The sequence below is a fragment of the Actinoplanes nipponensis genome (assembly GCF_016862275.1).
Lineage (GTDB): Bacteria > Actinomycetota > Actinomycetes > Mycobacteriales > Micromonosporaceae > Actinoplanes > Actinoplanes nipponensis.
On the sequence record NZ_BOMQ01000086.1, the window covers coordinates 27,222 to 51,796 of the forward strand.

A 24,575-nucleotide genomic window follows, 5' to 3' on the forward strand; every position below is an offset into this window, starting at 1 on the left:
TGTAGTCGTCGATGACCGACTTCGACGACTTCTACGCGGCGCACTACGCCGACCTCACCGTGCAGGTGCACGCCTACTTCGGCGACCGGCACGAGGCGCAGGACGTCGTCCAGGAGGCGTTCTGCCGGGCGCTCGCCCGCTGGCGGCAGGTCTCCGGCTACGACGACCCGGCCGCCTGGGTCCGCCGGGTCGCCTGGAACCTGGCGACCAGCCGCTGGCGGCGTCTGCGCACCGTGCGGGCGTTCCACAGCCGTCAGCGCGGTGAGCCGGTCGTCGACGGACCCGGCCCGGAACACCTCGCGCTCGTCGAGGCCCTGGCCACCCTGCCGGCCGCCCAGCGGCGCGCCATGGTGCTGCGTTATCTCGCCGACCTGCCGGTCGCCGAGATCGCCGACCGCGAACGGGTGCCCGAGGGCACCGTCCGCTCGTGGCTGCACCGCGGCCGCGTCACGCTCGCCGCCCGGCTCGGCCCGGCATACACGGAGGTACCGCATGCCTGAGGAACTCACCGAGGAGCAGACCCGGGCGGCCTTCGCCGACCTGCGCGCCGCGGACCTGACGTTCATCCGGCCGCCGGGATCGGCGGAGGCGCTGCGGACGGTACGGCGCCGGCGTCGCGCCGGGGTCGTCGCGGCGGCCGCGGGTGCGGGGCTCGTCCTGGCCGGCAGCGCGACGGTGGCGGCCCGGGTGGACCCGGATCGAGCCGCCCCGGCCGCGCCGAGTCCCGCGCCGTCGGCCCTGTCCGACGCCGAGCTCGACCGACTGTCGGAGGCCGCGGCCGCCGCCCTCGGGCTCACCACGGTGGACAACAAGAAGCGCAGAAGCCAGGGTCTGCCACGGATCGTCTCGAGCAACCACGGCCCGCTCCGCGGCGGTGATCAGGGTGTCGCCGGAGTCTCCAGCGGCACGAACCAGACCGGCGTCTACGTGGTGGAAGTGGTGTGCGTCGGCACGGGAACGCTGCACGCCCTGGTATGGGCGGCCGACGGGATCTCGCGCGACCGGCCGGTCCCACCGGGCGCCGCCGACGTGCAGGTGTCCTGCGGCGACCGGCCGACCCCGGTCGAGGTGACGGTCAGTGCGCCCCGCCCGAAGCTGGTCTTCACCCGGATCGAGCCGGACCCGTCCGCCATCGGCCGGGCCGCCTACGCCCGCCTGACCCGCCACCAGTAGCGCCGTCACCCGTGACCGGCTCTCCGGGAGAGCCGGCCACGGGACGGTCCTACGGTCAGACGGTGACCGCTGACGCCGGGCGCGTGGCCAGCCGGTCCAGGAATTCCTCCGGCACTTCGCGGAGGTTGTCCAGCCGGCCCAGGGTCAACGCCCGGTACGTCAGCACCGCGGCCTCTTCGAGGTAGCGGGCCCGCTTGTGGGCCAGCTCGACCGAGTCGGCCATGACCACACAGCCGTGCTGGCTGAGCACCAGACAGTCGGTGCCGTCGGCCGCCATCGCCGCCGTCAGCGCCGCCACCTCGGTGCTGCCCGGCAGGCGGAACGGCACGGTGGAGACCCGCCCGAGGTAGAAGGCGTGGTCGGTGGTCACGATGCGGATGTGCTCACCGAGCGCATCCAGGAGCAGCGCCGTCTGCGGGTGCAGATGGACCACCGCGTTCACGTCCGGGCGGGCGCGGTACAACGCCAGGTGGAGGGCGATTTCGCTGGTCGGGGCCAGACGCGGGGGCGGCAGCGCGCCGACGGACGCGGGCGCGCCGTCGGAGACTCGGACCGCGGTGAAGCCGGTCCGGCTGAGCCTGTCCAGCCAGGCACCGCTCGCGGTGACCCAGCAGGCGTCCTCGTCGGGGATCCGGGCGGACAGATTGCCGCCGGAGCCACAGACCAGTCCGGCCTGGACCACGTCGTAGCCCACGTGCGCGAGTTGGTCGCGCAGATCGCCGGGCACGTAGTTCAACCCGTCAACTCCTCGGGTCCGGGGGGTGGATCCTGATGGAGGTGGCCCGCCTGGCGTCACGCCCCATGAACGGTGACGCCAGGCTTGGTCGGGTCTGCTCAGCGGGCCTTCTTGGTGGCCCGCTTGCGCGGCGGGGTCAGCAGGTCCGCGATGGTTGCGATCGCGCTGGGGACCAGCCGGTAGTACGCCCACACGCCGCGCTTCTCGCGCTCGAGCAGGCCGGCCTCCGTCAGGATCCGCAGGTGGTGACTCACCGTCGGCTGCGACAGGCCCAGGGGGGCCGTCAGGTCGCAGACGCAGGCTTCACCGTCCGTAGCGGACTGGATGAGGCTGAGCAGCCGCAACCGAGCAGGATCGGCGAGTGCCTTCAGCACTCCCGCCAGTCGCTCGGCATCGGCACGTTCAATTGGCTCGCCGGCAAGCGGCGAGATCTGAGGCATTGTCATTTCCGCCAACGCAGTTCCCACGATCTCCATCCTTCCACCAACTGCATCGATTCTCCTGCATGTGCGCAGGAACGAACCGGCTAACTTTCAGGCCGTAAGGCCGAGATCGGTCGAACGGTAGGCCGATCGGTACGTCTGTCCGGCACCCCGCACGGGCAGCGTCCGTACTCCGACCGACCATTCCGCGACACCGACTTCGGTCTCTGCCTCCTGCAACGCCTCAGCCGCCGTCTGGTCGCTGGTCATCGCCGTCGGGCTCTCGATCCCCGCCCCCGGAGTGAGCCGCCCCACATTGTCGATTCGCGATCCGTCCGGCGGCCGCCCGACGCCCGCCCGGTCGTCGGAACTGCCTTGGTACTGCACCGTCACACGCCGTGGGCTGACACCACAGTCAACTTCACGACCCGATGAAAGCACGACACAACGCTGCGCGACGGGCAATTCAACGATGAATTTACGCAGGTCGCGATGCGCTTCCATCACATCGAGCGTACTGGCTGCCGCAAAACTGGAACGTTCTGCCCCGCCGGGGCGGAAAGGAACTATTGACCCACGGCAAAGCCCGCCCGGCACAGTAAATTTTGTTAACTGATGGGGCCCGGGCACCCGGTAGCGGACAGGTATAGATGCAGCTCAAAGCACCTTTCTGCCACACCCCGCCCGGGGCGGCACGCAGAGACGGTCATCGAACGAGTACGCACCGACACCGTTGTCATGCTGCGACCACTGCCCATCCGACGGGAAACCCCCACCGAGCGGCACAGCGAAAGCGGCCGGACAGCGAAAACCAGCGCATCCTCGTCCATCAACGGTACCCGTTCGGGTGACCCACAACCGTCGATGCCGGGAAGCCCGTCAGCTGGACGGACGTGACCAGTACTCATCATCGGGGCCCGCGGGCGGCGGTCCGGCGGGCGCGACGCCCGGCGAGGTGGCCGCCGGTGGCGAAGCGGCGGGTTGCGCCGAGCCGTAACCCCCCGATAGTGGCGTCGGGTAACCACCCGTTGGTGGCGGGCCGTAACCGTCCGGCGGTGACGGATACCCGCCCGGCCCGGTCGGGGCGGCACTGCCCCCGGCGCCAGGGGCGGAACCGGCCGCGCCGGGATCGCTGAAACCGGAGCTGGGAGGGCCATAACCCGATCCAGGAGTGCCTGGGGCGCTGTAGCCCGAGCCGGCACCGCCTGGGGCGCTGTAGCCCGAGCCGGCACCGCCTGGGGCGCTGTAGCCCGAGCCGGCACCGCCTGGAACGCCATAGCCCGAACCTGGGGCGCCGTAACCGGAGCCCGGGGCCCCGGGGGCGCCGTAACCTGCGCCGGCCGCGCCGGGAGGTCCGTAGGCCTGGCCCGCCCCGTAGCCCGGACCTGGTCCGGGTCCGGGCACGCCGGGCATCCCGTAGCCCGGGCCGCCCCCGCCATGGGCCGGCGCGGCGAAGGGATCCGGCGGGAGCGGCTTGGGCGCCCGCCCGAAGAACGTGCCCGGGCTCGCCAGCAGCAGCACGCCGACCAGGACGTACCCGACCATCTGGGCGACCGCCAGGCCGATGTTCACCGGGATCCAGCCACCCGGGTAGGCGTCGGAGAGCGCGGCGGACAGCGAGCCCTCGACCGGGTCCCCGCTGCGCTGCACGGCCACGGTGACCGTCGACGCGCAGCCGGCCAGCAGCCCCAGGCCGGCGACCACCCAGGTGGCGATGCGGGCGGCGTTGCTGCCGCGGCGCAGGCCCAGCGCCAGCACGACGTACAGGGCGAACAGGATCACCGCGAGCACCGCGGCCAGGGCGGCCCCGATCCAGATGACGGTGACGAAGCCGTCGACGTCCACGCTGTTCGCGCCGCCGGCCGCGGCCCGGAACCGGTCGACCGTGCCGGGGGCGACGGCCACCGTGGCGATCGCGTATCCGAGGCCCACCAGCGCCATGAGGATCAGCAGGACTGCCGCCGAGGTCACCGCCGCCGGTCGGCGGGGCGCGGTGGTGGCGGCCGGTGCGACCGCCGGCGGCTGCGTTGCGTACGACATGGACGTCTCCCGGGTGATCCGTTGCGGACGAACCTACCTGGACGCGCGACGCGCCGCCGGGGTTACCCGGCGGCGCGCGACGAGAGGGTGGTCAGGCGGGATCGGTCGGCGACCGGCCCGGCTGGTCGTCGGTGGGCGGCTGCGGGGCGGCCGGCGACGACGGCGGGGAGAAGTGCGGATGCGACGGCGCGCTCCACGGGTCGGTGGGCGGCACGCTGCCGGTGTGCGGGTCGCCCTGCGCCGAGCCGCCGCCGGCCGGCGGCGCCGAACCGGGCGGCGGGGTGGCGTCCCCGCCATTGCCGGGCGCCGGCGTTCCCTGCGGGTTCGGCGGCTGCCCCGCGGCGCCCGGATACGGCGGCTCACCGGGCTGGCCCGGGTACGGGGACTGACCGGGCTGGCCCGGGTACGACGGCTGACCCGCGGCACCCGGGTACGGCGGCTGACCGGGCTGGCCCGGGTACGGGGACTGACCGGGTTGGCCCGGGTACGGCGGCTGGCCCGGCTGACCCGGGTACGGCGGCTGCCCCGGCTGGCCGGGGTAGGCCTGGCCCGGGTACGACGGGTACGGCGACTGGCTCGGGTACCCCGGGTACGCCGCCGGCTGGCCCGGGTAGCCGGGGTACGGGTTCAGCGGGTCCCACGCCACCTGCGGCTTGCGGAAGTAGGCGTTCGCGGCCGGCAGCGCCAGCAGGATCACCGCGCCCAGCAGCGCCAGCACGATCAGCACGGTCAGCAGGGTGGAGGTCGGCGTGAACCAGCCGGGCAGCTCGGCGGCGAGCCGGTCCTCGACCTCGCGCGCGCTGGGGCCGTTGTTGTTGCCCGCGTCCAGGTTCATCCCGCTGGTCGCCGCGTTGCCGAGCAGGCCGAAGCCGTTGCAGCACAGGAAGATGCCGCCGACCACCCAGGTGGTGATGCGGGCGCCCTGCCGGCCGCGGTTGTTGAAGATGGCCAGGATGGCCAGGCCGGCGGCGAAGAGAATGTTGATCACGACGCCGATGACGCTGGCGGCGACGATGACGCTCTCCGTGCCCGATCCGGCGGTGCCGGAGTAGAGATCGGTGTAGACCCGCCGGATCGTCCCGATCGTGGTCAGCGAGAGCACCGCGGAGATGATCGAGGCCGCCGCGCTGAAGTAGAGCAGGTACGCCGAGACGCTGACCACCGTCGGACGTGATCGTGGTGCGGGCGTTCCGGGGTACATCGGATCAGACACGTCGCTACCTCCTAGATCCACCACGGTATCGGGCGGCTGCCAGATCCGTCGACCGGCCGACACGGGCCGGCCGGCTGTGGCAACATCGCCCGAGGTGCCACCAAATCGCACGAAACAGGTCGCTCGTTCAGGGGGCGACAGGACGGGAACGCGACCCATACACTTCCACCTCGTGGCGCGCCGCAGGCACCAGAGTCCTCCGGTGACGCCCCCTACCCGACCGGGTCGCCGCCCCCGCCCGATGAACGCCGGGGCCCAGGCAGACCGGATCCGGGCGCCTTCCCGATTGCGCCGGCCGCGTGAGGTTGCCGCGGCCGCCCCAGACTCGACAAGGACCGGTGAGTCCCATGCCCCACGCAGACACCCTGACCGTCGTGCACCATGACGACACGAGAACCAGCTACACCGACGTCCGGTACCAGTTGCACCGCGACGGCATCAGGATCTGGTCCGCCGACGGCGAGCACGCCATCACGGACATTCTCATGACCCACGCCTACCGGCAACGGGAGGCGCGGGCCAGCTGACAGCACAAGGAGGGGCGCCCCACGGGGCGCCCCTCCTCGTTTCTTCCTCAGGCCCGGCGAACCGACAGGCCGTCCTTGGTGTCGTTCAGGTCGACCAGGACCGTGTCCCCGTCGACGATCTCCCCCGCGAGCAGCGCCCGGGCCAGCGAGTCGCCGATCGACGACTGCACCAGCCGGCGCAGCGGCCGGGCCCCGTAGATGGGGTCGTAGCCCCGCTCACCGAGCCACAGCACCGCGGCCTCGGACACCTCCAGCGCCAGCCGGCGGTCGGCCAGCCGGTTGCGCAGCCGGCCGAGCTGAATGTCCACGATGGCCGCCAGGTCCTGGGCGGTCAGCGCCTGGAACACCACGATGTCGTCCAGGCGGTTGAGGAACTCCGGCTTGAAGTGCGCCCGGACGGTCGCCATGACCTCCTCGCGGCGCTCCTCGTCGCTGAGCGTGAAGTCGGAGATGACCGACGAGCCGAGGTTCGAGGTCAGCACCAGGATGGCGTTGCGGAAGTCGACCGTACGGCCCTGACCGTCGGTGAGCCGGCCGTCGTCCAGCACCTGCAACAGCACGTCGAAGACGTCCGGGTGGGCCTTCTCCACCTCGTCCAGCAACACCACCGAGTACGGCCGGCGCCGCACCGCCTCGGTGAGCTGGCCGCCCTCCTCGTAGCCGACGTATCCGGGCGGGGCGCCGAGCAGCCGGGCGACGGAGTGCTTCTCGCCGTACTCGCTCATGTCGATGCGGACCATGGCCCGCTCGTCGTCGAAGAGGAAGCCGGCCAGGGCCTTGGCCAGCTCGGTCTTGCCGACGCCGGTGGGGCCGAGGAACAGGAAGCTGCCGGTCGGGCGGTCCGGGTCGGCCACTCCGGCCCGGGCCCGGCGTACCGCTCCGGAGACGGCCGCCACGGCCTCGGTCTGACCGACCACCTTGGCCTGCAGGGACTCCTCCATGCGGAGCAGCTTGGCGGTCTCGCCCTCCATCATCCGGCCGGCCGGGATGCCGGTCCACGACGCGATGACCTCGGCGATGTCGTCGGCGCCGACCTCCTCCTTGACCATCGGCGGCTCGGTCTTCTCCTCCTCCGCCGCGGACGCGCTCTCGATCTCGGCGGTGAGCGCGGGGATCTCCTGGTACTGCAGGCGGGAGGCCTTCTCCCATTCCGCGTCACGCTGGGCCCGCTCCAGCTCGGCCTGGGCCTCGTCGAGCTTCTTCTTGAGCTCGCCGACCCGGTTCAGGCCGGTGCGCTCGCGCTCCCAGCGCGCGTTGAGGGCGGTCAGCTCCTCCTCGCGGTCGGCGAGATCGCGCTCGAGGCGCTCCAGGCGGGCCACCGACGCCGGGTCGGTCTCCTTCTCCAGCGCGAGCTTCTCCACCCGCATCCGGTCGACCTGGCGCTGCAGCTGGTCCAGCTCCACCGGCCGGGAGTCGATCTCCATGCGGAGCCGGGAGGCGGCCTCGTCGATCAGGTCGATCGCCTTGTCCGGCAGGAACCGGTCGCTGATGTAGCGGTCGGACAGCGCCGCGGCCGCGACCAGCGCGGCGTCGGTGATCTGCACCCGGTGGTGGGCCTCGTAGCGACCCTTGAGCCCGCGCAGGATGCCGATGGTGTCCTCGACCGTGGGCTCGCCGACCACGACCGGCTGGAAGCGCCGCTCCAGGGCGGGGTCCTTCTCGATGTGCTCGCGGTACTCGTCCAGGGTGGTCGCGCCGACCATCCGCAGCTCACCGCGGGCCAGCATCGGCTTGAGCATGTTGCCGGCGTCCATCGAGCCCTCGCCCTTGCCGGCGCCGACGACGGTGTGCAGCTCGTCGAGGAAGGTGACGACCTGGCCGTTGGAGTTGCGGATCTCCTCGAGCACGCTCTTGAGCCGCTCCTCGAACTGGCCGCGGTACTGCGCGCCGGCGACCATCGCGCCGAGGTCGAGCGAGACCAGCTTCTTGTCGCGCAGGGTCTCCGGCACGTCGCCGGCCACGATCCGCTGGGCCAGGCCCTCGACGATCGCGGTCTTGCCGACGCCGGGCTCGCCGATCAGCACCGGGTTGTTCTTGGTACGCCGCGACAGCACCTGGACCACCCGGCGGATCTCGGCGTCCCGGCCGATCACCGGGTCGATCTTGCCGTCGCGGGCCAGCGCGGTCAGGTCGACGCTGTACTTCTCCAGCGCCTGGTAGGTCTGCTCGGGCTCGGCGGTGGTGACCCGGCGCTCGCCGCCGCGCACCGCGGGGAAGGCGCCGACGAGGGTCTCCTCGGTGGCGCCGACGTCGCGCAGAGTCTTGCCGACCGCGCCGCCGACGCGGGCCAGGCCGGCCAGCAGGTGCTCGGTGGAGACGTACTCGTCGCCGAGCGGCTTGGCGATCAGTTCGGCCTCGCCGATCGCGTTGACGAACTCGCGGGACAGGCTCGGCTCCGCGGTGCTGGCGCCGCGGGCGGACGGCTGCTGCTCGACGGCGCGCACGGCGGCCCGGCGTACGTCGGCCGGGTTGGCGCCGACCGCGCGCAGCAGGGCAGCCGCGGTGGAGCCGCCGGTGTCGAGCAGCGACAGCAGCAGGTGCCACGGCTCGACGGTCGCGTGGCCGCGCTGGTTGGCGTCGGCGACCGCGCCGGTGATGACGTCGCGGCTCTTGGTGGTCAGGCGTTCGGCGTTCATGAGCTCCCCTGGATCGGATCTTCCCAGTAGTGCAGCAATCCGAGACTTGAGCGTATTCCACTCAACTCTAGGTCGGCCAGTCGCCCGAACCGCTCAGTAAGCGGCATCACCATGGGCAAGCCCCCACGATGGCCGTACCGTGGCCGTAATGGCCCAGCAGACATCGTCGCAGCCCGGGTCACGCATCGGTCGAGCGTTGCTCCCCCTCGGCGTCCTGTTTCTCGCCGTCGGCATCTCGACCGCCCTGTTCAACCCGTTCCTGGCGCTGTTCCTCAGCACTGACGTGGACGCCGGGCCCGTCAAGGTCACCTTCTTCCTGATCGTCGCGCCGCTGGCCGGGGTGCTCGGCTCGCTGCTGATCGGGCGGCTCTCCGATCGCGGGCCGATCCGGCGCCGGCTGCTGATCGGTGGCGCGGTCGCCGGCCTGATCGGCACCGGGCTGACCGCCGTCGTCCGCGACTACTGGGTGCTGCTCGCGCTCGCGGTCACCGCATTCGCGCTGGCCGGGTCGCTGTTTCCGCAGTCCTTCGCGTACGCCCGGCAGGTCCTCGAACGCGACGACCCGGCGCGCGCCCCGCTGGGCATCAGCGCGCTACGGACCGTCTTCTCGCTCGCCTGGGTCGCCGGCCCGCCGCTGGCCGCGTTCCTGCTGCACCGCGGCAGCTTCGCCTGGGTCTACGGCGCCGCCGCGCTGATGTACGCCCTGGCCGCCCTGGTCGCGATCGGCTGGCTGGACGAGGTGCCGGCCCCCGCGCCCGTCACGGCCGACACCCCGCCCGATGATCGTCCGGACGCGCCGCGGTGGACGCTGTGGCTGACCGCCGCGGCCTTCACGCTGCTCCAGACGCCGCTCACGCTGGCCGTTCAGGCCCTGCCGCTGTTCATCCGGACCGACCTGGGCGGCGAGGTGAGCGACGCCGGTCTGCTGCTCGGGCTCTGCGCCGCCCTGGAGATCCCGCTGATGCTGGGCCTCGGCGTGCTGGCCACCCGGCCGCCGCTGCGCGGCCTGCTGTTCGCCGGCGCGGCCTGCGGCGCCGCGTACTACGCACTGGTCGCCGTGGCCACCGACCTCTGGCTGTTGATCGGCGGGCAGGTGCTCAACGCGTTGTTCATCGCCGCGGTCTCCGGGCTGGGCATCTCCTACATGCAGAACATGCTGCCCCGGCACCCCGGGCGGGCGACGACGCTGTTCACCAACTCGTTCCCGCTCGGCGCGATGCTGGCCGGGCCGCTCTTCGGCCTCGCCCAGCATCTGGACTACCGGCTGGCCTACTGGATCTGCACCGGGCTCTGCGTCGCCGGGCTGGTGGTGCTGGTCGTGGTGCGTAACGAGCGGGTGCCCCGGCCGGTCTGACCGATCCGTTACCGTGGACTCGTGCGCGTACGGGTAGAGCAGACTCCGCTTCCGGGCATCGGTGTCCGGCACGACCTGATCACCGCGTCCGGTCGTACCGTCGGGGTGGTCTCGCACCGCAACGGCCGCCGCGACCTGGTGCTCTACGACGTGGACGACCCGGACGCCTGCCTGGCGTCGATACCGCTCACCGACGACGAGGCCGAGGCGCTCGCCGACGTCCTGGGCGCGTCCCTGATGCTCGGCCAGCTCGCCGGCCTGCGCCAGCAGGCGGCCGGCCTGCTCACCGAGCAGATCGCCCTGCCCGCGGGCTCGCCGTTCGTGGGCCGCCGGCTGGGCGACACCCGGACCCGGACCCGCACCGGCGCCTCCATCGTGGCCGTGCTGCGCGACCGCGAGGTGATCGCCTCCCCCGGCCCGTCCTTCGGCTTCGAGGCGAACGACGTCGTCGTCGCCGTCGGCACCCGCGAGGGCCTGGACGGCGTGACCGCCATCCTGGCCGGGGACACCGGCGACTGAAGCCGCGCTCACCCGCGGCGGAAACCCAAAAGAAAAGCGAGGCTGTGCACAGCACCACCGTTCTGCTCATCGAGGTCGGCGCGCTGCTCTTCGCGCTCGGCATGCTCGGCCGTATCGGCCGCCGGTTCGGCCTGTCGCCCATCCCGCTCTATCTGCTCGCCGGGCTGGCTTTCGGGCAGGGCGGGGTCGTGCCGCTGTCGGCCAGCGAGGAGTTCATCGAGGTCGGGGCGGAGATCGGCGTCATCCTGCTGCTCGTCATGCTCGGCCTGGAGTATTCGGCGAGCGAGCTCGTCGGCAACCTGCGCTCGGCGGCGCCCGCCGGCGTGCTGGACGCGCTGTTCAACGCCCTGCCCGGGGCCGGGTTCGCGTTCCTGCTCGGCTGGGGCTGGGAGGCCGCGCTGGTGCTCGCCGGCATCACGTGGGTGTCGTCGTCCGGGGTGATCGCCAAGGTGCTCGCCGACCTGGGCCGTCTCGGCAACCGCGAGACCCCGGTGATCCTGTCGGTGCTGGTCATCGAGGATCTGGCGATGGCGTTCTACCTGCCGCTGGTGACTGCCGTCCTGGCCGGGGTGGGTCTGGTCGGCGGGCTCAAGGCGCTGGCGGTCGCGGTGCTGACGGTGGTCGCGGTGCTGGTCGTGGCGATCCGGTACGGCCACGCCATCTCCAGCTTCATCTCGGTCAAGGACCCGGAGGCGTTGCTGCTCAGCGTGCTGGGCCTGACCCTGTTCGTGGCCGGGGTGGCCGCCGAGCTCAAGGTGTCCGCTGCTGTGGGCGCTTTCCTGGTGGGAATCGCGCTCTCCGGTCCGGTCGCCCACCACGCCACGCAGATCCTGTCGCCGTTGCGGGATCTGTTCGCGGCGGTCTTTTTCGTCTTCTTCGGCCTGTCCACCATCCCGGCCGCGATGCCGCCGGTGCTGTTGCCGGCGCTGGGCCTGGCCCTGCTGACCATGCTGACCAAGGTGCTGACCGGGGTGTTCGCCGCGCGCCGGGTCGGTGTCGCGCTGCCCGGTCAGGTCCGGGCCGGGCTGGCCCTGATGCCGCGGGGCGAGTTCTCGATCGTCATCGCCGGGCTGGCCGTGGCCTCCGGCGTCGAGCCCGAGCTGGCCCCACTGGCCACCGCCTACGTCCTGATCACCGTGGTGAGCGGGCCGATGCTGGCCCGTATGTCGGATTACGCCTGGTTCAAGACGATGATCCGGAAAAGGACGGCTGTGCGTCGTCCGGTGGAACCCGTTCCCGCTGCTGAATGACCCTTTTCGCGGTCCACGAGCACAAAGCTACTGCCCAGTATCCGAAAGTGATCTCTGACGACTTCCCCAGAACGCGCACCTCGCGCTAACGTGTCGCCGCGACAACAACGTGTTATCGGGTGACCAGCGACTCGCCGGATGCAGGGGATGCCTTCCCAGCGGGTCAGCACGGCCCTCTGCCGGGGAGGACGGCGGCATGAGTGAGCTAAACGAGGCGGCGTCGTGACCGTGCGTGAGTCTGCGTTCTTCGGTTTCGTCAACCCGGTCGATCCGCGGCCGGAGGAGCTGCAGGCCTGGGCGTACCACCCCGAGGCCGTGCCGCTGGATGCCATGCCGTCCGACTGGGACCTGCTCATCGCCGGGGACGTGCTCGCGCCGACCCTCTTCGAGCTGGCGATGGACAGGCAGTGCCCGGCCCGCCGGTTCGCCCTGCACTGCATGTACATCTACGCGGCCGACGGCGTACGCCCGAACGCGACCTCGCAACGCAAGCGCCGGCTCAAGAAGTACATCGAGCGCGCGGAAGAGGTCGGCGACGAGCCGATGGCGACCTGGGCCCACAACTGCCGGGCCCTGATGAGCCGCCCGGAGCTGTTCGAATACGAGGACTGGATCGAGGGTGGCCTGGTGCGCCACCCCCGTCGCCTCGCCGCCTTCGGCCGCCGCTGACCGCTATCGCTCGCCCGGCCGGCGGGGACGCCACACGACCAGCGCCGTCGACGGACGCTCCTGCCGCACCAGGTCCCGACCCGGGTACGGGCCGACCGCTTCCAGCCGCGCGATCCGCTGGTACGCGTCCCCGAGCTGCTGTTCCAGCTCGGCGATGCGGTCCTGCAGCTCGCCCACGAGCTGCTCGAGCCCGATGATCCGCTTGATGCCGGCCAGGTTGACGCCCTCCTCCTGGCTCAGCTTCTGCACCTCGCGCAGCAGGGCGACGTCCCGCTCGCTGTAGCGGCGCCCGCCGCCGCCGGCCCGGCCGGGCTGCACCAGGCCGAGCCGGTCGTACTGCCGCAGGGTCTGCGGATGCATCCCGGCCAGCCGGGCCGCGACGGAGATGATCAGGACCTTCGCGTCGGAGGCCTGCTCCACCGAGATGTCGATCTCTTCATACATGTGCCACCTCCTGACATGGTCCCGATCTAGCCGCGGCGCAGCCGGGCCTCGATGCGCTCCCGCTCGGCGTTGGGCGTGAGCTTGGCGAACTGTTCCAGCGCGTCCCGGGCCTCGGTGGTCACCGCGGCCGGCGAGGGCACCTGCACCTCGACGGTGACCAGCAGATCGCCGGCCTGCCCGTCGCGGCGCTGCACACCCTTGCCGCGCGCCCGCAGGGTACGGCCGCTCGGCGTGCCGGCCGGCACCCGCAGCGTGACGGGGCTGTCCAGGGTGGGCACGCGCAGGTCGGTGCCGAGCACCGCCTCCGCGAACGTGATCGGCACGGTCAGCGTGATGTCGTCGCCGGTACGCCCGAAGATCTCGTCCGGCCTGACCTTGACCTGCACGTACAGGTCTCCGGCGGGGCCGCCCTTGTCGCCCGGCTCGCCCCGGCCGGAGAGCCGGATGCGCTGCCCGTCGGCCACACCGGCGGGGAACCGGACGTTGATCGTGCGGTTCTTGGTGACCCCGCCCGTGCCCCGGCACTCGGGGCACTTCTCGTCGACGATGCTGCCCGCGCCCTGGCACTCGCGGCACGGCTCGGAGAAGCTGAACGACCCCTGGTTGCGGGAGATCAGCCCGGAGCCGTGGCACTGCGGACAGGTCCGCGGCACCGTGCCGGGCTTGGCCCCGTTGCCGTGACAGGTGTCGCAGACACCCGGCGACCGCAACGTCAGCGGCAGCGTCGTGCCCTTGACCGCGTGCGCGAAGTCGAGCGTGACCTCGGCCTCGACGTCCCGGCCGCGCTGGGGACCCCGGCGGGCGCCCGCCCCGGCCCCGCCGGCGCCCCCGCCGGAGAAGATGGAGCTGAAGATGTCGGAGAAGCCCGCGCCGCCGAACCGGCGGTCACCGGCCCCGCCCTGGCCCGCACCGCTGAACCCGCCGCCGAAAAGGTCGGACGGGTCGAACTGGGAACCGCCCGGGCGGGCGCCCCGGCGGAACGCGCCCGAGCCGAACAGGGAGCGCATCTCGTCGTACTCTTTGCGCTTCTTGTCGTCGGACAGCACGTCGTACGCCTCGGACGCGGCCTTGAACCGGTCCTCGGCGTCCTTGTTGCCGGGGTTGTGGTCCGGGTGGTTCTCCCGGGCCAGCTTGCGGTACGCCTTCTTGATCTCGTCGGCGGAGGCGGACTTGCCCACCCCGAGAACGGCGTAGAAGTCCTTCTCCAGCCAGTCCTTCGAACTCATCCAGCCCACCTCCTCCACCGGATCGCCGGGTCAGGTGCCGAAGTCCCGCCCACCGTGCGGTGGGCGGGACAGGTGCTCGTCACTCGGGATCGGCGACCGCGACCAGGGCGGGCCGCAGCAGCCGCTCGCCCAGGGTGTAACCGCGGCGCATCACCTCGACGCAGGACGGCTCCGTGACGTCGGCCGACGTCAGGTGCGCGACGGCCTCGTGGCGGGTCGGGTCGAACGGGTCGCCCTTCTCGCCGAACGCCACGAGCCCGAGCTTGCCGACGGCCGCGCCGAGCGCCTCGGCCACCGAGGCGAACGGGCCGACCAGGTCGCCGTGCTCCCGCGCCCGATCGATGTCGTCGAGCACCGGCAGCAGCGCGATGAGCACCGAACCGGTCGTCTGCTCGGACGCGACGCTGCGGTCCCGGTCGACACGCTTGCGGTAGTTGGCGTACTCGGCCGTCACTCGCTGCAGGTCCCGGGTGCGCTCTTCGAGCTCGGTACGCAGCGCTTCCAGCTCGGCGCCGAGGGCGGGCGCGTCGACTGTCACGCCCTCCTCCGGCTCCTCCTCGGCAGCGCGGTGCGCGCCTCCCGTGGACTCCTCCTCGGCCTGCTGGGCCACCTTGGTGTCCTTACCTTTCACGTCGATCTTGCGCCGGTCCCGGATGACGACGCGCTCGGTTGCCTCACCGTCGTTCTCGTCGTCCGACCGGCTCACTTCTTGTCGTCCTCGACGATCTCGGCGTCCACGACGTCGTCAGCACCGGCGTTCGGGCCCGCGCTCGCGCCCGCCGCGCCGGCGCCACCCGGGGCGTCCTGCGTGCCGTCGGGGCCCGGAGCACCCTGCGTGCCGTCCTGGTTCTGCTGCGCGTACAGCAGGGAACCGGCCTGCTGGGAGACCGACGCGAGCTTCTCGTGCGCGGTCTTGATCTTCTCGATGTCGCTGCCGCCCAGCGCGCCGCGCAGGTCGCCCAGCGCCTCGCTGATCTGGTTGCGCGAGTCCTCGGGCAGCTTGTCGCCGCTCTCGGCCAGGAACTTCTCGGTCTGCCACTGCAGCTGCTCGGCCAGGTTGCGCGTCTCCGCGTCCTCCTTGCGCTGCTTGTCCTCGTCGGCGTGGTCCTGGGCGTCGCGCATCATGCGCTCGATGTCGTCCTTCGGCAGCGCGGAGCCGCCGGTGATCGTCATCTTCTGCTCCTTGCCGGTGCCCATGTCCTTGGCGGCCACGTGCACGATGCCGTTCGCGTCGATGTCGAAGGTGACCTCGATCTGCGGCACGTTGCGCGGCGCCGGCGGCAGGCCGGTCAGCTCGAAGGTGCCGAGCTTCTTGTTGTACGCCGCGATCTCCCGCTCGCCCTGGAAGACCTGGATCAGCACGGACGGCTGGTTGTCGTCGGCCGTGGTGAAGACCTCGGAGCGCTTGGTCGGGATGGTGGTGTTGCGCTCGATCAGCTTGGTGAAGATGCCGCCCTTGGTCTCGATGCCCAGCGACAGCGGGGTCACGTCGAGCAGCAGGACGTCCTTGACCTCACCCTTGAGCACGCCGGCCTGCAGGGCGGCGCCGACGGCGACGACCTCGTCCGGGTTGACGCCCTTGTTCGGGTCGCGGCCGGTCATCGACTTGACCAGGTCGGACACCGCGGGCATCCGGGTGGAGCCGCCGACCAGGATGACGTGGTCGACGTCCTGGATCTTGATGTTGGCGTCCTTGATGGCCTGCTCGAACGGGCCCTTGCAGCGGTCCAGCAGGTCCTGCGTCATGCGCTGGAACTCCGACCGGCTCAGGGAGGTGTCCAGGTGCAGCGGGCCGGCCGGGCCGGCGGTGATGTACGGCAGGTTGATGCTGGTGGTCGACGCGGCCGAGAGCTCGATCTTGGCCTTCTCGGCGGCCTCGCGCAGCCGCTGCAGCGCCATCTTGTCGGCCGACAGGTCGATGCCGTGCTCGCCGCGGAACGTCTTGACCAGGTGGTCGATGACCCGCTGGTCCCAGTCGTCGCCGCCGAGGTGGTTGTCACCGGAGGTCGACTTGACCTCGATGACGCCCTCGCCCAGCTCGAGCAGGGAGACGTCGAAGGTGCCGCCGCCGAGGTCGAAGACCAGGACGGTCTGCTCCTTGGAGCCCTTGTCCAGGCCGTACGCCAGCGCGGCCGCGGTCGGCTCGTTGACGATGCGCAGCACGTTGAAGCCGGCGATCTCACCGGCCTCCTTGGTGGCCTGGCGCTGCGCGTCGTTGAAGTAGGCCGGGACGGTGATGACCGCGTCCGTGACCGACTCGCCGAGGTAGGCCTCGGAGTCGCGCTTGAGCTTCATGAGCACCCGCGCCGAGATCTCCTGCGGGGTGTACTTCTTGCCGTCGATGTCGACGGACCAGTTCGTGCCGACCTCCCGCTTGACCGAACGGATCGTCCGGTCGGGGTTGGTCACCGCCTGACGCTTGGCGACCTCGCCGACGAGCACCTCGCCGTTGCGCGCGAAGGCGACGATGGACGGCGTCGTCCGGGAGCCCTCCGCGTTCGCGACGACGGTGGGCTCACCGCCCTCGAGAACGCTGACGCAGGAGTTCGTGGTGCCGAGGTCGATGCCGACCGCTCGTGCCATGTTCGCTTCCTCGCTTCTTGCCAAGTCTTGGGGCTTCAAGTTGAGTGAACCGGACTCAATGATGCCACGGCGATCCACATCCGCAAGTCAGAGTTGAGCCAGGGCGGCGCAAGTCACTGTCGGCAGGTACCTGTCCGGTCACGGCGACGGGGTACCTGTTGTGGGGAATGCATAGATCGGGCACGCTTTACCCGTGACGACGCACGGTGACGCGGTCGGTCCGTCGGCCACTCCCGCCGTAGCCGACCCACCCCCCACGAAGACCCAAGCCAACGGCGCGCCCGCAGCCACGGGCACCCCCAAACCCGACAAATCATCCGGTACGGTCGCAGACGCGACAACCGCCGGCCCGTCCACCCAGGCCGACGGCACCGAGCGCGGCACCCGGCCCGACCCTGCCGCCACCGCGCCACCGAAGCCGGAATGGCCGCCAACCACGGCCGCGACCACGGGAAACGTCGTGACGACGAAGTCAGAGAAAGCGACCGGGAAGTTGCTCCCGGATGAGTCGAGCGCAGTGGCCGACAGCGCGGGTGCCCGCGGGGCGGAGAGCGCTCCCTCGGCCGGCGGGTCGGGGAACGGGCCGGCCGGCGCGCCGAGCGGCGGGCCGGCTAGTGCGCCGAGCGGCGGGCCGGCCAGTGCGCCGAGCGGCGGGCCGGCCAGTGCGCCGAGCGGCGGGTCGACCGGTGCATCGGGCGGCGGGTCGAGCGGCGGGCCTGCCGGCGGCGCCGAACCCGGTGCCGAGATTCCAGGGGCCGATGATCCGGCCCGCGAGGGTGGATCGGCGTCCGCTGATGCGGTAGGCGCGGATTCCGGCGTGCCGGCTTCCGAGCAATCCACAGCGGGCTCGTCCACAGCCGGTTCGTCCACAGCCGGCGCATCCACGCCTGGCTCGCCCACAGCCAGCTCTTCCACAGCCGGCGCATCCACACCTGGCGCATCCACACCCGGCTCGTCCACAGCCAGCTCGTCCACAGCCAGCTCGTCCACACCTGGCTCATCCACAGCTGGCTCATCCACACCCGGCTCGTCCACAACCAACCCGTCCACAACCGACCCGTCCACAGCTGGCGGCGACGGCGACCCCACGCTGGTCTCCCAGCCCGCCGACGACGAGCCCGCCAAGAACGGGCCGACCGGTAAGGACGAGCCCACTCCGGCGGATGATCCGACTCGCAAGGGCGGGCGGAGCCGCAAGGACGGACCCGCCCCGCGCGACAAAACGACCACTGCCGACGAACCGACCCAGCCCGGCCAACCCACCACTCGGGACGAACCCACCCTGGCCGCGCGATCGGCCAGCGACGACGAGCCCACCCTGATCGACCCGACCACCGGGAACGAACCCACCCTGGTCGACCAACCGACCAGCGAGGACCAGCCCACCCCGATCGACCCGACCACCGGGAACGAACCCACCCTGGTCGACGAGCCGACCACCGAGCCGGTCGGGCCGGGCAGCGGAACCCACCCCGGCGCAGGCACCCGAGCCCAGGTGGCCCGATCCCGCCCCCAAGACCTCGCCGCCGTCCTCGCCCCGGACCCCCCCGTCGAGCCGCCGCCCGCCGTCGGTGATCTGGCCCAGGCCCTCTCCCGGCTCCGCGCGACCATCGGCGGGACGACGTACCCCCTGGTCATGCCCTCGGCCGAGGAGGCCAAGCGGATCGGCGCCGCGCTCGTCGCGCAGCTGGACGATTATCTGCTGCCGCGCCTCGCGCGGCTCGACGCGCCGCTGCTCGTCGTGGTCGGCGGTTCCACCGGGGCGGGCAAGTCCACCCTGGTCAACAGCCTGGTACGGGCGCCGGTGACCAAGGCCGGCGTGCTGCGCCCGACCACCCGCTCGCCGGTGCTGGTCAGCCACCCGTCCGACTCGTCGTGGTTCCGTAACGGCCAGTTGCTGCCGGGGTTGACCCGTACCGCCGAGAGCTCGACCGACCCGAAGACGCTGCAGCTGGTCTCCGCGCCGGCGCTCGGTCCCGGCCTGGCCTTCCTCGACGCGCCGGACATCGACTCGGTGGTCGACCGCAACCGTCAGCTCGCCGCCCAGTTGCTCGCCGCGGCCGATCTGTGGCTGTTCGTCACGACGGCGGCCCGGTACGCCGACGCCGTGCCGTGGGAGCTGCTCACCACCGCCCGGCTGCGCGGCACCGTGATCGCCCTGGTGCTGGACCGGGTTCCGGCGGACGCGGCGGGGGAGATCTCCGCCCACCTGGCCGAAATGCTCACCGCCCGCGACATGGGCGGGGCGCCGATCTTCGTGCTGCCCGAGTCCGTCCTGGAGGGCAACGGGCTGCTGCCCGAGGACGTCACCCGGCCCCTGCACGACTGGTTCGCCCAGCTCGCGGCGGACAGCAATGCCCGGGCGGCCGTGGTCAAGCAGACGCTGGACGGCGCGCTGGCCGCGCTCGGGCCGGCGGTGGCCGGGCTGGCCGAGGCCGCCGACGAGCAGGCGACCGCGGCCAAGGCCCTCGACGAGCGGGTGACCGCCGCGTACCGCACGGCCCGCCGGAGCATGGAGAACGGCCTGCAGGACGGCCGGCTCATGCGCGGCGAGGTGCTGGCACGCTGGCAGGAGTTCGTCGGCACCGGGGAACTGCTGCGCACCCTGGAGTCCCGGGTCGGCCAGCTCCGCGACAAGATCGTCTCGGCGGTCACCGGCCGGCCGGCGCCGGGGCGCAACCTGCAGGCGGCCCTGGAGTCGCAGCTGGCCACGCTGCTGCGCGGGGTCGCGGCGGACGCGGCCGAGCAGGCGTACGCGGCCTGGCAGGCGCATCCGGCCGGGACGGCGCTGCTGGAGCCCGGTCTGCAGAAGCCCTCGCCGGATCTGCCGCAACGCGCCGAGCGGGTGATCCGGGACTGGCAGCAGTACGTGCTCGACCTGGTCCGCAGCGAGGCGGGCGACAAGCGGGTCGTGGCGCGCGGGGCCGCGTACGCGGTCAACGGCGTCGGGCTGACCGTCATGATCGCGGTCTTCACCTCGACGGCCTTCATCCCGACCGGCGCCGAGGTGGCCGTCGGCGCGGGCACCACGGTCGCCGCGCAGAAGGTGCTGGAGGCCATCTTCGGCGACCAGGCGGTCCGTAGCCTGGCCACCCGGGCCCGCACGGAACTGATCAAGCGGGTTAACGTGCTGCTCGACGCGGAGGCGGCCCGGTTCACGGACCGCACCGCCGCCGTGGGCCTCGAGCTCCAGCCGGGGGCCGCGCTGCGGCAGGCCGCCGTCGAAGTGGAACGGTCCAGGGAGGAAGTCGCGTTGACCGGGACGCCGTCATGAGCCTCGTGGACCGGGTCAAGCATGCGCTGGCCGGCGACGACCGGGTGGACGCCGAGCAGCTCGTCGCCCGGCTCGACGCCCTGCAGCGCTTCCTGCGGGTGACCGACCCCTACCTGCCCGACAACGACCTGGTCGCCGCGCACACGCTGGTCGAGCGGGCGGGCAGCCGGCTGGCCCTGTCGCAGGACCACACCGTGGTGGCGCTCGCCGGCAGCACCGGCAGCGGCAAGTCCAGCCTGTTCAACGCGCTGGCCCGGCTCAAGCTGTCGCCGGTCGGCGTGCGGCGCCCGACGACCGGCGTGGCACACGCCTGCGTCTGGGGCCCGCTCGAGCCGGCCAACCGGCTCCTGGACTGGATCGGGGTGCTGCCGCGGCAGCGCTTCATCCGGGAGAGCGCCCTGGACGGCGACGACGAGGCCGCCCTGCGCGGGCTCGTGCTGCTCGACCTGCCCGACTTCGACTCCGTCGAGCGCGGGCACCGGCTCGAGGTGGACCGGCTGCTCGGCCTGGTCGACCAGGTGGTCTGGGTGGTCGACCCGCAGAAGTACGGCGACCGCGTGCTGCACAACGCCTATCTGCGGCAGTTCAAGCAGCACAGCGACATCACCATCGTCGTGCTCAACCAGGCCGACCGGCTCTCCCCTTCGGACACCGACATCGTGCTGACCGACCTCAAGCGGCTGCTGGAGGAGGACGGGCTCACCGGCGTACCGGCGCTGGCCACCTCGGCCAAGCAGCCGGGCATGCTCAACGAGCTGCGCGAGGCGCTGGAGAAGACGGTCGCCGAGCGGCAGGCGGCCCTGCGTCGCCTCTCCGGTGACCTGGACGTGGTGGCCGAGCAACTGGCCACGACGATCGGGCCGCCGGCCGCCGAGGACGAGGTCGACCGGGCGACCGTACGCCAGCTCAGCGACGCGCTGGCCGCGTCGGCCGGGGTGCCCGCCGTGGCCGCGGCGACGGCCGGCGCGTACCGGCACCGGGCCATCGCCAGCACCGGCTGGCCGCTGGTCCGCGGCATGCGCAAGCTGCGCCCGGATCCGCTCAAGCGCCTGCACCTGTCCACCGACAAGCCGGACGCCGCGCTGGAGGCGGAGCCGGTCGCCCGTACCTCTCTGCCCGAGCCCGACGCGGCGCAGAAGTCCGCGGTCGGGCTGTCCGTGCGGGCGGTGGCGGCCCGCGCCGCCGCGCCGATCCCGCCGGTGTGGGCGCCGGCCCTGAACACCGCCTCCCGCTCGCGGCTGGGCGACCTGCCCGACGCGCTGGACCGCGCGGTGGCGAAAACCGACCTGGGGATGAGCCGCAAACCCCTCTGGTGGGGGGTGGTCGGCCTGCTGCAGTGGGTGCTCACGCTCACGGCGGTGGCCGGCCTGGGCTGGCTGATCGCCGGGTACGCGGTCCGCGTGCTGGGCCTGCCGGCGTTCGACAACCCCAAGGTCGGCGAGGTGCCGCTGCCCACGTTGTTGCTGCTCGGTGGCCTGTTGGTGGGTGCCCTGCTGGCCCTGCTGCTGCGCCCGATCGTCAACTACGGGGCGAGACGCGCCGGCCGCCGCGCCGAGCAGCGGCTGCGCGGGGCGGTCACGGAGGTGGCCCGCGAGTACGTGGTGGCGCCCGTCCGCGAGGTGCTCAACGGCTATGCCCAGGCCCGTGAGGCGCTGACGGTCGTCCGATCGGAATAGGTCCGGCGGGCGGCCGGACGGGTAGGCTCGGCGGCATGGCGGCACCCCGGACTCCATACGACGCGGTCCTGCACGCGGCCCGTGACGTGGCGAAACTCGACTGCGCCCTGGACGCCGAGATGCTGGGCACCGCGCTGCTGGGCAGCGTGTACGCGGTGGCGGACACCGACCGCGCGGCCGCGGTCCGGGAGTTCGTCGGCCAGTTCCTCGGCGCCACCACGCGGCGGCGCACCGCCTCGGCGACGACGATCCGCGAGGTCTTCGCGGCCCTGGTGCCGGAGGCGGAGGGCGCGGCCGAGGTGCGCCCCGGGGCCCTGGCCCCGGCCTGGACGCAGCAGCTCGGCCGGGTGCGCCCGACCGGCTGCTACGCGTACGGCGACGTGTACGGCGACCAGACGTCCTATCTGGTCACCTTCGCCTATGAGGACACCGAGCTGGGCGGGCCGGAACACGCGGTGGTCGCGCTGGTCGACCACAACATCGGCATCACCAAGGACGTCTTCGTCGGCGGGCCGGCCGAGCGCATCCTGGGCCAGGTCCGCGAGATGTGCGCGGGCGACGAGCTGACCTGGTTCCGCGAGGAGGACCCGGGCCGGCTGCGCGGCGAGGTGAGCAAGCACCTGGAGATCACCGACGGTCTCAGCGAGCTGCCCGCCGACGGCAACCTGTCGACCGACCGGGCCCTGGCCACGGCCCGGCTGGCCCTGCTGCCCGCGGCCACGGTCCCGCCGCTGGCCGAGCCGCCGGAGCTCAGCGCCCCCGACCGCGAACGCCTGCTCCGCGACTTCCTGTCCTCCCCGGAAGCGGCCCGCTTCGCCCTGGGCGACGTGTCGGCCGACGACGAGCTGGCGTCCCTGCACTTCTGTCTGAGCCTGGTGCTGGACCACGCGGCGAGCCTGCCGGAGCCGGACCCGCTGCGCTGGAGCCCCGCGGTGGCGGGCCTGTTCCTTCTGGACTGGGTGCACCGGCGCGCGGTCCTCGATATGGACGACGCGGCGATGCTCCCCCGGGTGACCCGGGCCTGGTCGGCGTACGCCACCCGGAAGCGGGGCCTGCCGGCGGCCGCGGCGGAGCAGACCGACACGGTGGTCGAGGAGATGATCCCGGAGTTCGCCCGCCTGTACGCCACGGGCGAGAAGCGCAGCCCGGCGACGGCGGCGGTGGCCCAGCTGATCTCCGAGGGCGTGGACCCGAACGACGCGGAAGCCATCGACGCCTGGATCGAGACCAACCGCCACCGCCTCACCGACGACTCCTGACCCCGGTCAGTCCTTCTGGGCGGCGTGGTCGCTCGCCACGATGAGCGCGAGCAGCTCCCGGCCCAGCCCGGGCGGCACCCGTACCCGGCCGCCGCCGTTCGAGACCGCCTGGGGGCAGGTCGCGTCGCCCAGCACCACGGTGATCCCGTCGTTGAGGCCGATGCCCACCCGGCCGGGCTTGCGCAGCGTGCACAGCTCGTCGGCCGGCACGGGGTCACGCAGCGCGGTGAGCTTCTCCCGGATCTTCGTCAGCGTCTTGGTGTCGCTCACGCTGACCATGGGCCCGCGGTACTCACTGACCACGCTGGTGATGCGCTGGGGCAGCGCCAGGCCGCCGGAGGGCGGAGCCGGCGGGCCGGCGGGCCAGGTGACCCGTTCGAGCAGCCGCTCACGGCCCGGCTCGTCAGCGGCGATGATGACCGCCGGCGGAGCCGTGTCCTCGGTGAAGGGGAGGTAGGTGTAGACAGACCCGGCGGTCTCCTCGGTCACTTGGAGCAACTGCTGGTCCGTCACCACCAGCGCCTCCGGGGAGAGGTACTGCCCCGGGCCGTGCCGGACGAGCGCCATCCAGGTGCGGCCCTCCGACCTGCACCGGTACGGCGGGCTGCCGGGCGCGGTGGTCAGCGGCGCCGAGTTGTCCCACCCGTCGGCCAGATAGAGCGTGCGCGCCTCGGCCGTACAGGTGTCGACCGTCGCGACCCGGCTGATCCGCCAGCCGGGCGGGACGGAGGCCGTCAGGCCCGCGAAACTCACCGGGCCGGCGGGCTGGTCGGGCGTCGGCACCACCAGGGGCAGCGTCACCGCGGCCACCGCCGCGGCGACGGCGACGGAGCCGGCGGCCCGCCACGCCCGGCGGCGGCGCACGCTGCGCCGCCCGAGGACGGCGAGCCGGGAAGCGGGATCGCGTTCGGCCGGCGTGACGGCGGCTGCCGCCCGATCGAGCAGCTCATTGACCTGGGCGGGGTTCACGAGGCCTCCTTGGCCGATGCGATGAGCAGGCCGTCGGCGCGCAACGCGGCCAGGGCCCGGGACGTGCGGCTCTTGACCGTTCCCACCGCCACGCCGAGGGTCTGCGCCACCTCGGCCTCGGAGGCGTCGGCCCAGAACCGCAGGACGAGCACCACCCGCTGGTCGGCGGGCAGCCGGCGCAGACCGGCGAACACCTGCACGCTCAGATCGGACTCATCGGCGAAACCGCGACGGGACGCCTCCGGCAGCTCGTCGGTGGGCACCTCGCCGCGCCAGCGCCGGCGGCGGGCCCGCATCGCGGTCCGGACCATCACCTTGCGCACGTACGCCTCGGGATTCCCGTCCAGCCCGTCCAGCCGGTGCCACGCCCGGTAGGCGGCGATCAGGCCCTCCTGGGCCAGGTCCTCACCGAGGCGGGCATCGCCGGTCAGCAGCGCGCCGAAGCGGACGATCTCGCGGTACCGGCCGGCCACGAAGTCCTCGTAACCGGCGGGTTCCGTGCCGTGGAACAAGCCCATACCCCATTAAGGGTCCGGGACCCGCCCGAAGGTTCCCCCGTTCGGCCGCCCCGCCCGGCGAGCCTCCACATCGCCGGGAGAGGGCGG

Annotated in this window: 23 protein-coding genes; 10 read left to right on the forward strand and 13 right to left on the reverse strand. The window is 72.4% G+C overall.

All coding sequences use genetic code 11. The features are described from left to right. Positions 1-11 precede the first annotated feature (11 nt). Together Ani05nite_RS35355 and Ani05nite_RS35360 are read left to right on the forward strand one after the other, a co-directional pair. Positions 12-500 (forward strand): RNA polymerase sigma factor, encoded by a 489-nt coding sequence (locus Ani05nite_RS35355; protein ID WP_203775680.1) that lies wholly within the window; start codon positions 12-14, stop codon positions 498-500. Then, positions 493-1,173, forward strand: coding sequence for a hypothetical protein (locus Ani05nite_RS35360; RefSeq protein ID WP_203775682.1), 681 nt, complete (start codon positions 493-495; stop codon positions 1,171-1,173). The genes Ani05nite_RS35355 and Ani05nite_RS35360 overlap by 8 nt, the downstream gene beginning before the upstream one ends. Before the next feature lie 55 nt (positions 1,174-1,228). Here Ani05nite_RS35360 and Ani05nite_RS35365 read toward each other — a convergent pair whose 3' ends face one another. From Ani05nite_RS35365 to Ani05nite_RS35385, 5 genes are all read right to left on the reverse strand, one after another. Next, positions 1,229-1,900, reverse strand: coding sequence for a class II aldolase/adducin family protein (locus tag Ani05nite_RS35365; protein WP_239130970.1), 672 nt, complete (start codon positions 1,898-1,900; stop codon positions 1,229-1,231). A 107-nt stretch (positions 1,901-2,007) separates the two neighbouring features. Continuing rightward, positions 2,008-2,385: an ArsR/SmtB family transcription factor gene (locus Ani05nite_RS35370; RefSeq protein WP_092549981.1), complete on the reverse strand. Its 378-nt coding sequence runs from the start codon at positions 2,383-2,385 to the stop codon at positions 2,008-2,010. Positions 2,386-2,442: 57 nt separating this feature from the next. Beyond that, complete coding sequence (locus tag Ani05nite_RS35375; protein ID WP_203775686.1) at positions 2,443-2,835, reverse strand: hypothetical protein; 393 nt, start codon at positions 2,833-2,835, stop codon at positions 2,443-2,445. Positions 2,836-3,210: 375 nt separating this feature from the next. Next, a complete protein-coding gene (locus Ani05nite_RS35380; protein WP_203775688.1) occupies positions 3,211-4,371 on the reverse strand; it encodes a hypothetical protein in 1,161 nt (386 codons plus the stop codon). A 91-nt stretch (positions 4,372-4,462) separates the two neighbouring features. After that, the gene (locus tag Ani05nite_RS35385; RefSeq protein WP_203775690.1) at positions 4,463-5,584 is read right to left on the reverse strand and encodes a hypothetical protein; all 1,122 of its coding nucleotides are present in this window, start codon (positions 5,582-5,584) and stop codon (positions 4,463-4,465) included. A gap of 347 nt (positions 5,585-5,931) precedes the next feature. Here Ani05nite_RS35385 and Ani05nite_RS35390 point away from each other — a divergent pair, with 347 nt between their 5' ends. Continuing rightward, positions 5,932-6,111, forward strand: a complete 180-nt coding sequence (locus Ani05nite_RS35390) for a hypothetical protein (RefSeq protein WP_203775692.1) — start codon at positions 5,932-5,934, stop codon at positions 6,109-6,111. Positions 6,112-6,158: 47 nt separating this feature from the next. Here the strand turns inward: Ani05nite_RS35390 and clpB are convergent, their stop codons facing one another. Continuing rightward, positions 6,159-8,747, reverse strand: a complete 2,589-nt coding sequence (gene clpB, locus Ani05nite_RS35395) for an ATP-dependent chaperone ClpB (protein ID WP_203775694.1) — start codon at positions 8,745-8,747, stop codon at positions 6,159-6,161. Positions 8,748-8,895: 148 nt separating this feature from the next. On the opposite strand from clpB, the gene Ani05nite_RS35400 reads away from it, so the two are divergent. From Ani05nite_RS35400 to Ani05nite_RS35415, 4 genes are all read left to right on the forward strand, one after another. Then, entirely contained in the window at positions 8,896-10,101 is a 1,206-nt protein-coding gene (locus Ani05nite_RS35400; protein WP_203775696.1) for a sugar efflux transporter, read from the forward strand. A gap of 21 nt (positions 10,102-10,122) precedes the next feature. Further along, positions 10,123-10,620, forward strand: coding sequence for a cation:proton antiporter regulatory subunit (locus tag Ani05nite_RS35405; protein WP_203775698.1), 498 nt, complete (start codon positions 10,123-10,125; stop codon positions 10,618-10,620). A 44-nt stretch (positions 10,621-10,664) separates the two neighbouring features. Further along, positions 10,665-11,870: a cation:proton antiporter gene (locus tag Ani05nite_RS35410; protein WP_203775700.1), complete on the forward strand. Its 1,206-nt coding sequence runs from the start codon at positions 10,665-10,667 to the stop codon at positions 11,868-11,870. Positions 11,871-12,092: 222 nt separating this feature from the next. Next, positions 12,093-12,539: a hypothetical protein gene (locus Ani05nite_RS35415; protein ID WP_203775702.1), complete on the forward strand. Its 447-nt coding sequence runs from the start codon at positions 12,093-12,095 to the stop codon at positions 12,537-12,539. Between the two features lie 3 nt (positions 12,540-12,542). On the opposite strand, the gene Ani05nite_RS35420 is transcribed toward Ani05nite_RS35415, so the two are convergent. The 5 genes from Ani05nite_RS35420 to Ani05nite_RS35440 all read right to left on the reverse strand — a co-directional run bounded on the left by Ani05nite_RS35420 (position 12,543) and on the right by Ani05nite_RS35440 (position 17,782). Then, positions 12,543-12,983 (reverse strand): heat shock protein transcriptional repressor HspR, encoded by a 441-nt coding sequence (locus tag Ani05nite_RS35420; RefSeq protein ID WP_203775704.1) that lies wholly within the window; start codon positions 12,981-12,983, stop codon positions 12,543-12,545. 26 nt (positions 12,984-13,009) lie between these two features. Continuing rightward, on the reverse strand, positions 13,010-14,209 hold the full coding sequence (gene dnaJ / locus Ani05nite_RS35425) for a molecular chaperone DnaJ (RefSeq protein WP_203775706.1): 1,200 nt from the start codon (positions 14,207-14,209) through the stop codon (positions 13,010-13,012). A gap of 79 nt (positions 14,210-14,288) precedes the next feature. Then, positions 14,289-14,915, reverse strand: a complete 627-nt coding sequence (grpE, locus tag Ani05nite_RS35430) for a nucleotide exchange factor GrpE (protein WP_203775708.1) — start codon at positions 14,913-14,915, stop codon at positions 14,289-14,291. Continuing rightward, positions 14,912-16,792 (reverse strand): molecular chaperone DnaK, encoded by a 1,881-nt coding sequence (gene dnaK / locus Ani05nite_RS35435; RefSeq protein WP_203775710.1) that lies wholly within the window; start codon positions 16,790-16,792, stop codon positions 14,912-14,914. The genes grpE and dnaK overlap by 4 nt, the downstream gene beginning before the upstream one ends. Positions 16,793-16,930: 138 nt before the next feature. After that, on the reverse strand, positions 16,931-17,782 hold the full coding sequence (locus Ani05nite_RS35440) for a hypothetical protein (RefSeq protein WP_203775712.1): 852 nt from the start codon (positions 17,780-17,782) through the stop codon (positions 16,931-16,933). Between the two features lie 646 nt (positions 17,783-18,428). Here Ani05nite_RS35440 and Ani05nite_RS35445 point away from each other — a divergent pair. From Ani05nite_RS35445 to Ani05nite_RS35455, 3 genes are read left to right on the forward strand one after another with little or no spacing between them, the layout of a single operon-like run. After that, the gene (locus tag Ani05nite_RS35445) at positions 18,429-20,066 is read left to right on the forward strand and encodes a GTPase family protein (RefSeq protein ID WP_239130972.1); all 1,638 of its coding nucleotides are present in this window, start codon (positions 18,429-18,431) and stop codon (positions 20,064-20,066) included. Further along, positions 20,063-21,742 carry a GTPase gene (locus tag Ani05nite_RS35450; RefSeq protein WP_203775714.1) on the forward strand — a complete coding sequence of 560 codons (1,680 nt, stop codon included), beginning with the start codon at positions 20,063-20,065 and terminating at the stop codon, positions 21,740-21,742. The genes Ani05nite_RS35445 and Ani05nite_RS35450 overlap by 4 nt, the downstream gene beginning before the upstream one ends. Before the next feature lie 35 nt (positions 21,743-21,777). Further along, on the forward strand, positions 21,778-23,001 hold the full coding sequence (locus tag Ani05nite_RS35455) for a hypothetical protein (protein WP_203775716.1): 1,224 nt from the start codon (positions 21,778-21,780) through the stop codon (positions 22,999-23,001). Positions 23,002-23,007: 6 nt separating this feature from the next. On the opposite strand, the gene Ani05nite_RS35460 is transcribed toward Ani05nite_RS35455, so the two are convergent. Together Ani05nite_RS35460 and Ani05nite_RS35465 are read right to left on the reverse strand one after the other, a co-directional pair. After that, positions 23,008-23,970 carry a hypothetical protein gene (locus Ani05nite_RS35460; protein WP_203775718.1) on the reverse strand — a complete coding sequence of 321 codons (963 nt, stop codon included), beginning with the start codon at positions 23,968-23,970 and terminating at the stop codon, positions 23,008-23,010. Continuing rightward, positions 23,967-24,488: a SigE family RNA polymerase sigma factor gene (locus Ani05nite_RS35465; protein WP_203775720.1), complete on the reverse strand. Its 522-nt coding sequence runs from the start codon at positions 24,486-24,488 to the stop codon at positions 23,967-23,969. The genes Ani05nite_RS35460 and Ani05nite_RS35465 overlap by 4 nt, the downstream gene beginning before the upstream one ends. Positions 24,489-24,575 lie beyond the last annotated feature (87 nt).

Bases quoted from the DNA above. Each gene is read 5' to 3' on its own strand.
- Ani05nite_RS35375 (WP_203775686.1), bottom strand. From the start codon at position 2,835: ATGGAAGCGCATCGCGACCTGCGTAAATTCATCGTTGAATTGCCCGTC.
- Ani05nite_RS35390 (WP_203775692.1), top strand. From the start codon at position 5,932: ATGCCCCACGCAGACACCCTGACCGTCGTGCACCATGACGACACGAGA.
- Ani05nite_RS35465 (WP_203775720.1), bottom strand. From the start codon at position 24,488: ATGGGCTTGTTCCACGGCACGGAACCCGCCGGTTACGAGGACTTCGTG.
- Ani05nite_RS35400 (WP_203775696.1), top strand. From the start codon at position 8,896: ATGGCCCAGCAGACATCGTCGCAGCCCGGGTCACGCATCGGTCGAGCG.
- Ani05nite_RS35370 (WP_092549981.1), bottom strand. From the start codon at position 2,385: ATGGAGATCGTGGGAACTGCGTTGGCGGAAATGACAATGCCTCAGATC.
- clpB (WP_203775694.1), bottom strand. From the start codon at position 8,747: ATGAACGCCGAACGCCTGACCACCAAGAGCCGCGACGTCATCACCGGC.
- Ani05nite_RS35360 (WP_203775682.1), top strand. From the start codon at position 493: ATGCCTGAGGAACTCACCGAGGAGCAGACCCGGGCGGCCTTCGCCGAC.
- Ani05nite_RS35420 (WP_203775704.1), bottom strand. From the start codon at position 12,983: ATGTATGAAGAGATCGACATCTCGGTGGAGCAGGCCTCCGACGCGAAG.
- Ani05nite_RS35445 (WP_239130972.1), top strand. From the start codon at position 18,429: ATGCCCTCGGCCGAGGAGGCCAAGCGGATCGGCGCCGCGCTCGTCGCG.
- dnaJ (WP_203775706.1), bottom strand. From the start codon at position 14,209: ATGAGTTCGAAGGACTGGCTGGAGAAGGACTTCTACGCCGTTCTCGGG.
- Ani05nite_RS35455 (WP_203775716.1), top strand. From the start codon at position 21,778: ATGGCGGCACCCCGGACTCCATACGACGCGGTCCTGCACGCGGCCCGT.
- Ani05nite_RS35355 (WP_203775680.1), top strand. From the start codon at position 12: ATGACCGACTTCGACGACTTCTACGCGGCGCACTACGCCGACCTCACC.
- Ani05nite_RS35450 (WP_203775714.1), top strand. From the start codon at position 20,063: ATGAGCCTCGTGGACCGGGTCAAGCATGCGCTGGCCGGCGACGACCGG.
- Ani05nite_RS35380 (WP_203775688.1), bottom strand. From the start codon at position 4,371: ATGTCGTACGCAACGCAGCCGCCGGCGGTCGCACCGGCCGCCACCACC.
- dnaK (WP_203775710.1), bottom strand. From the start codon at position 16,792: ATGGCACGAGCGGTCGGCATCGACCTCGGCACCACGAACTCCTGCGTC.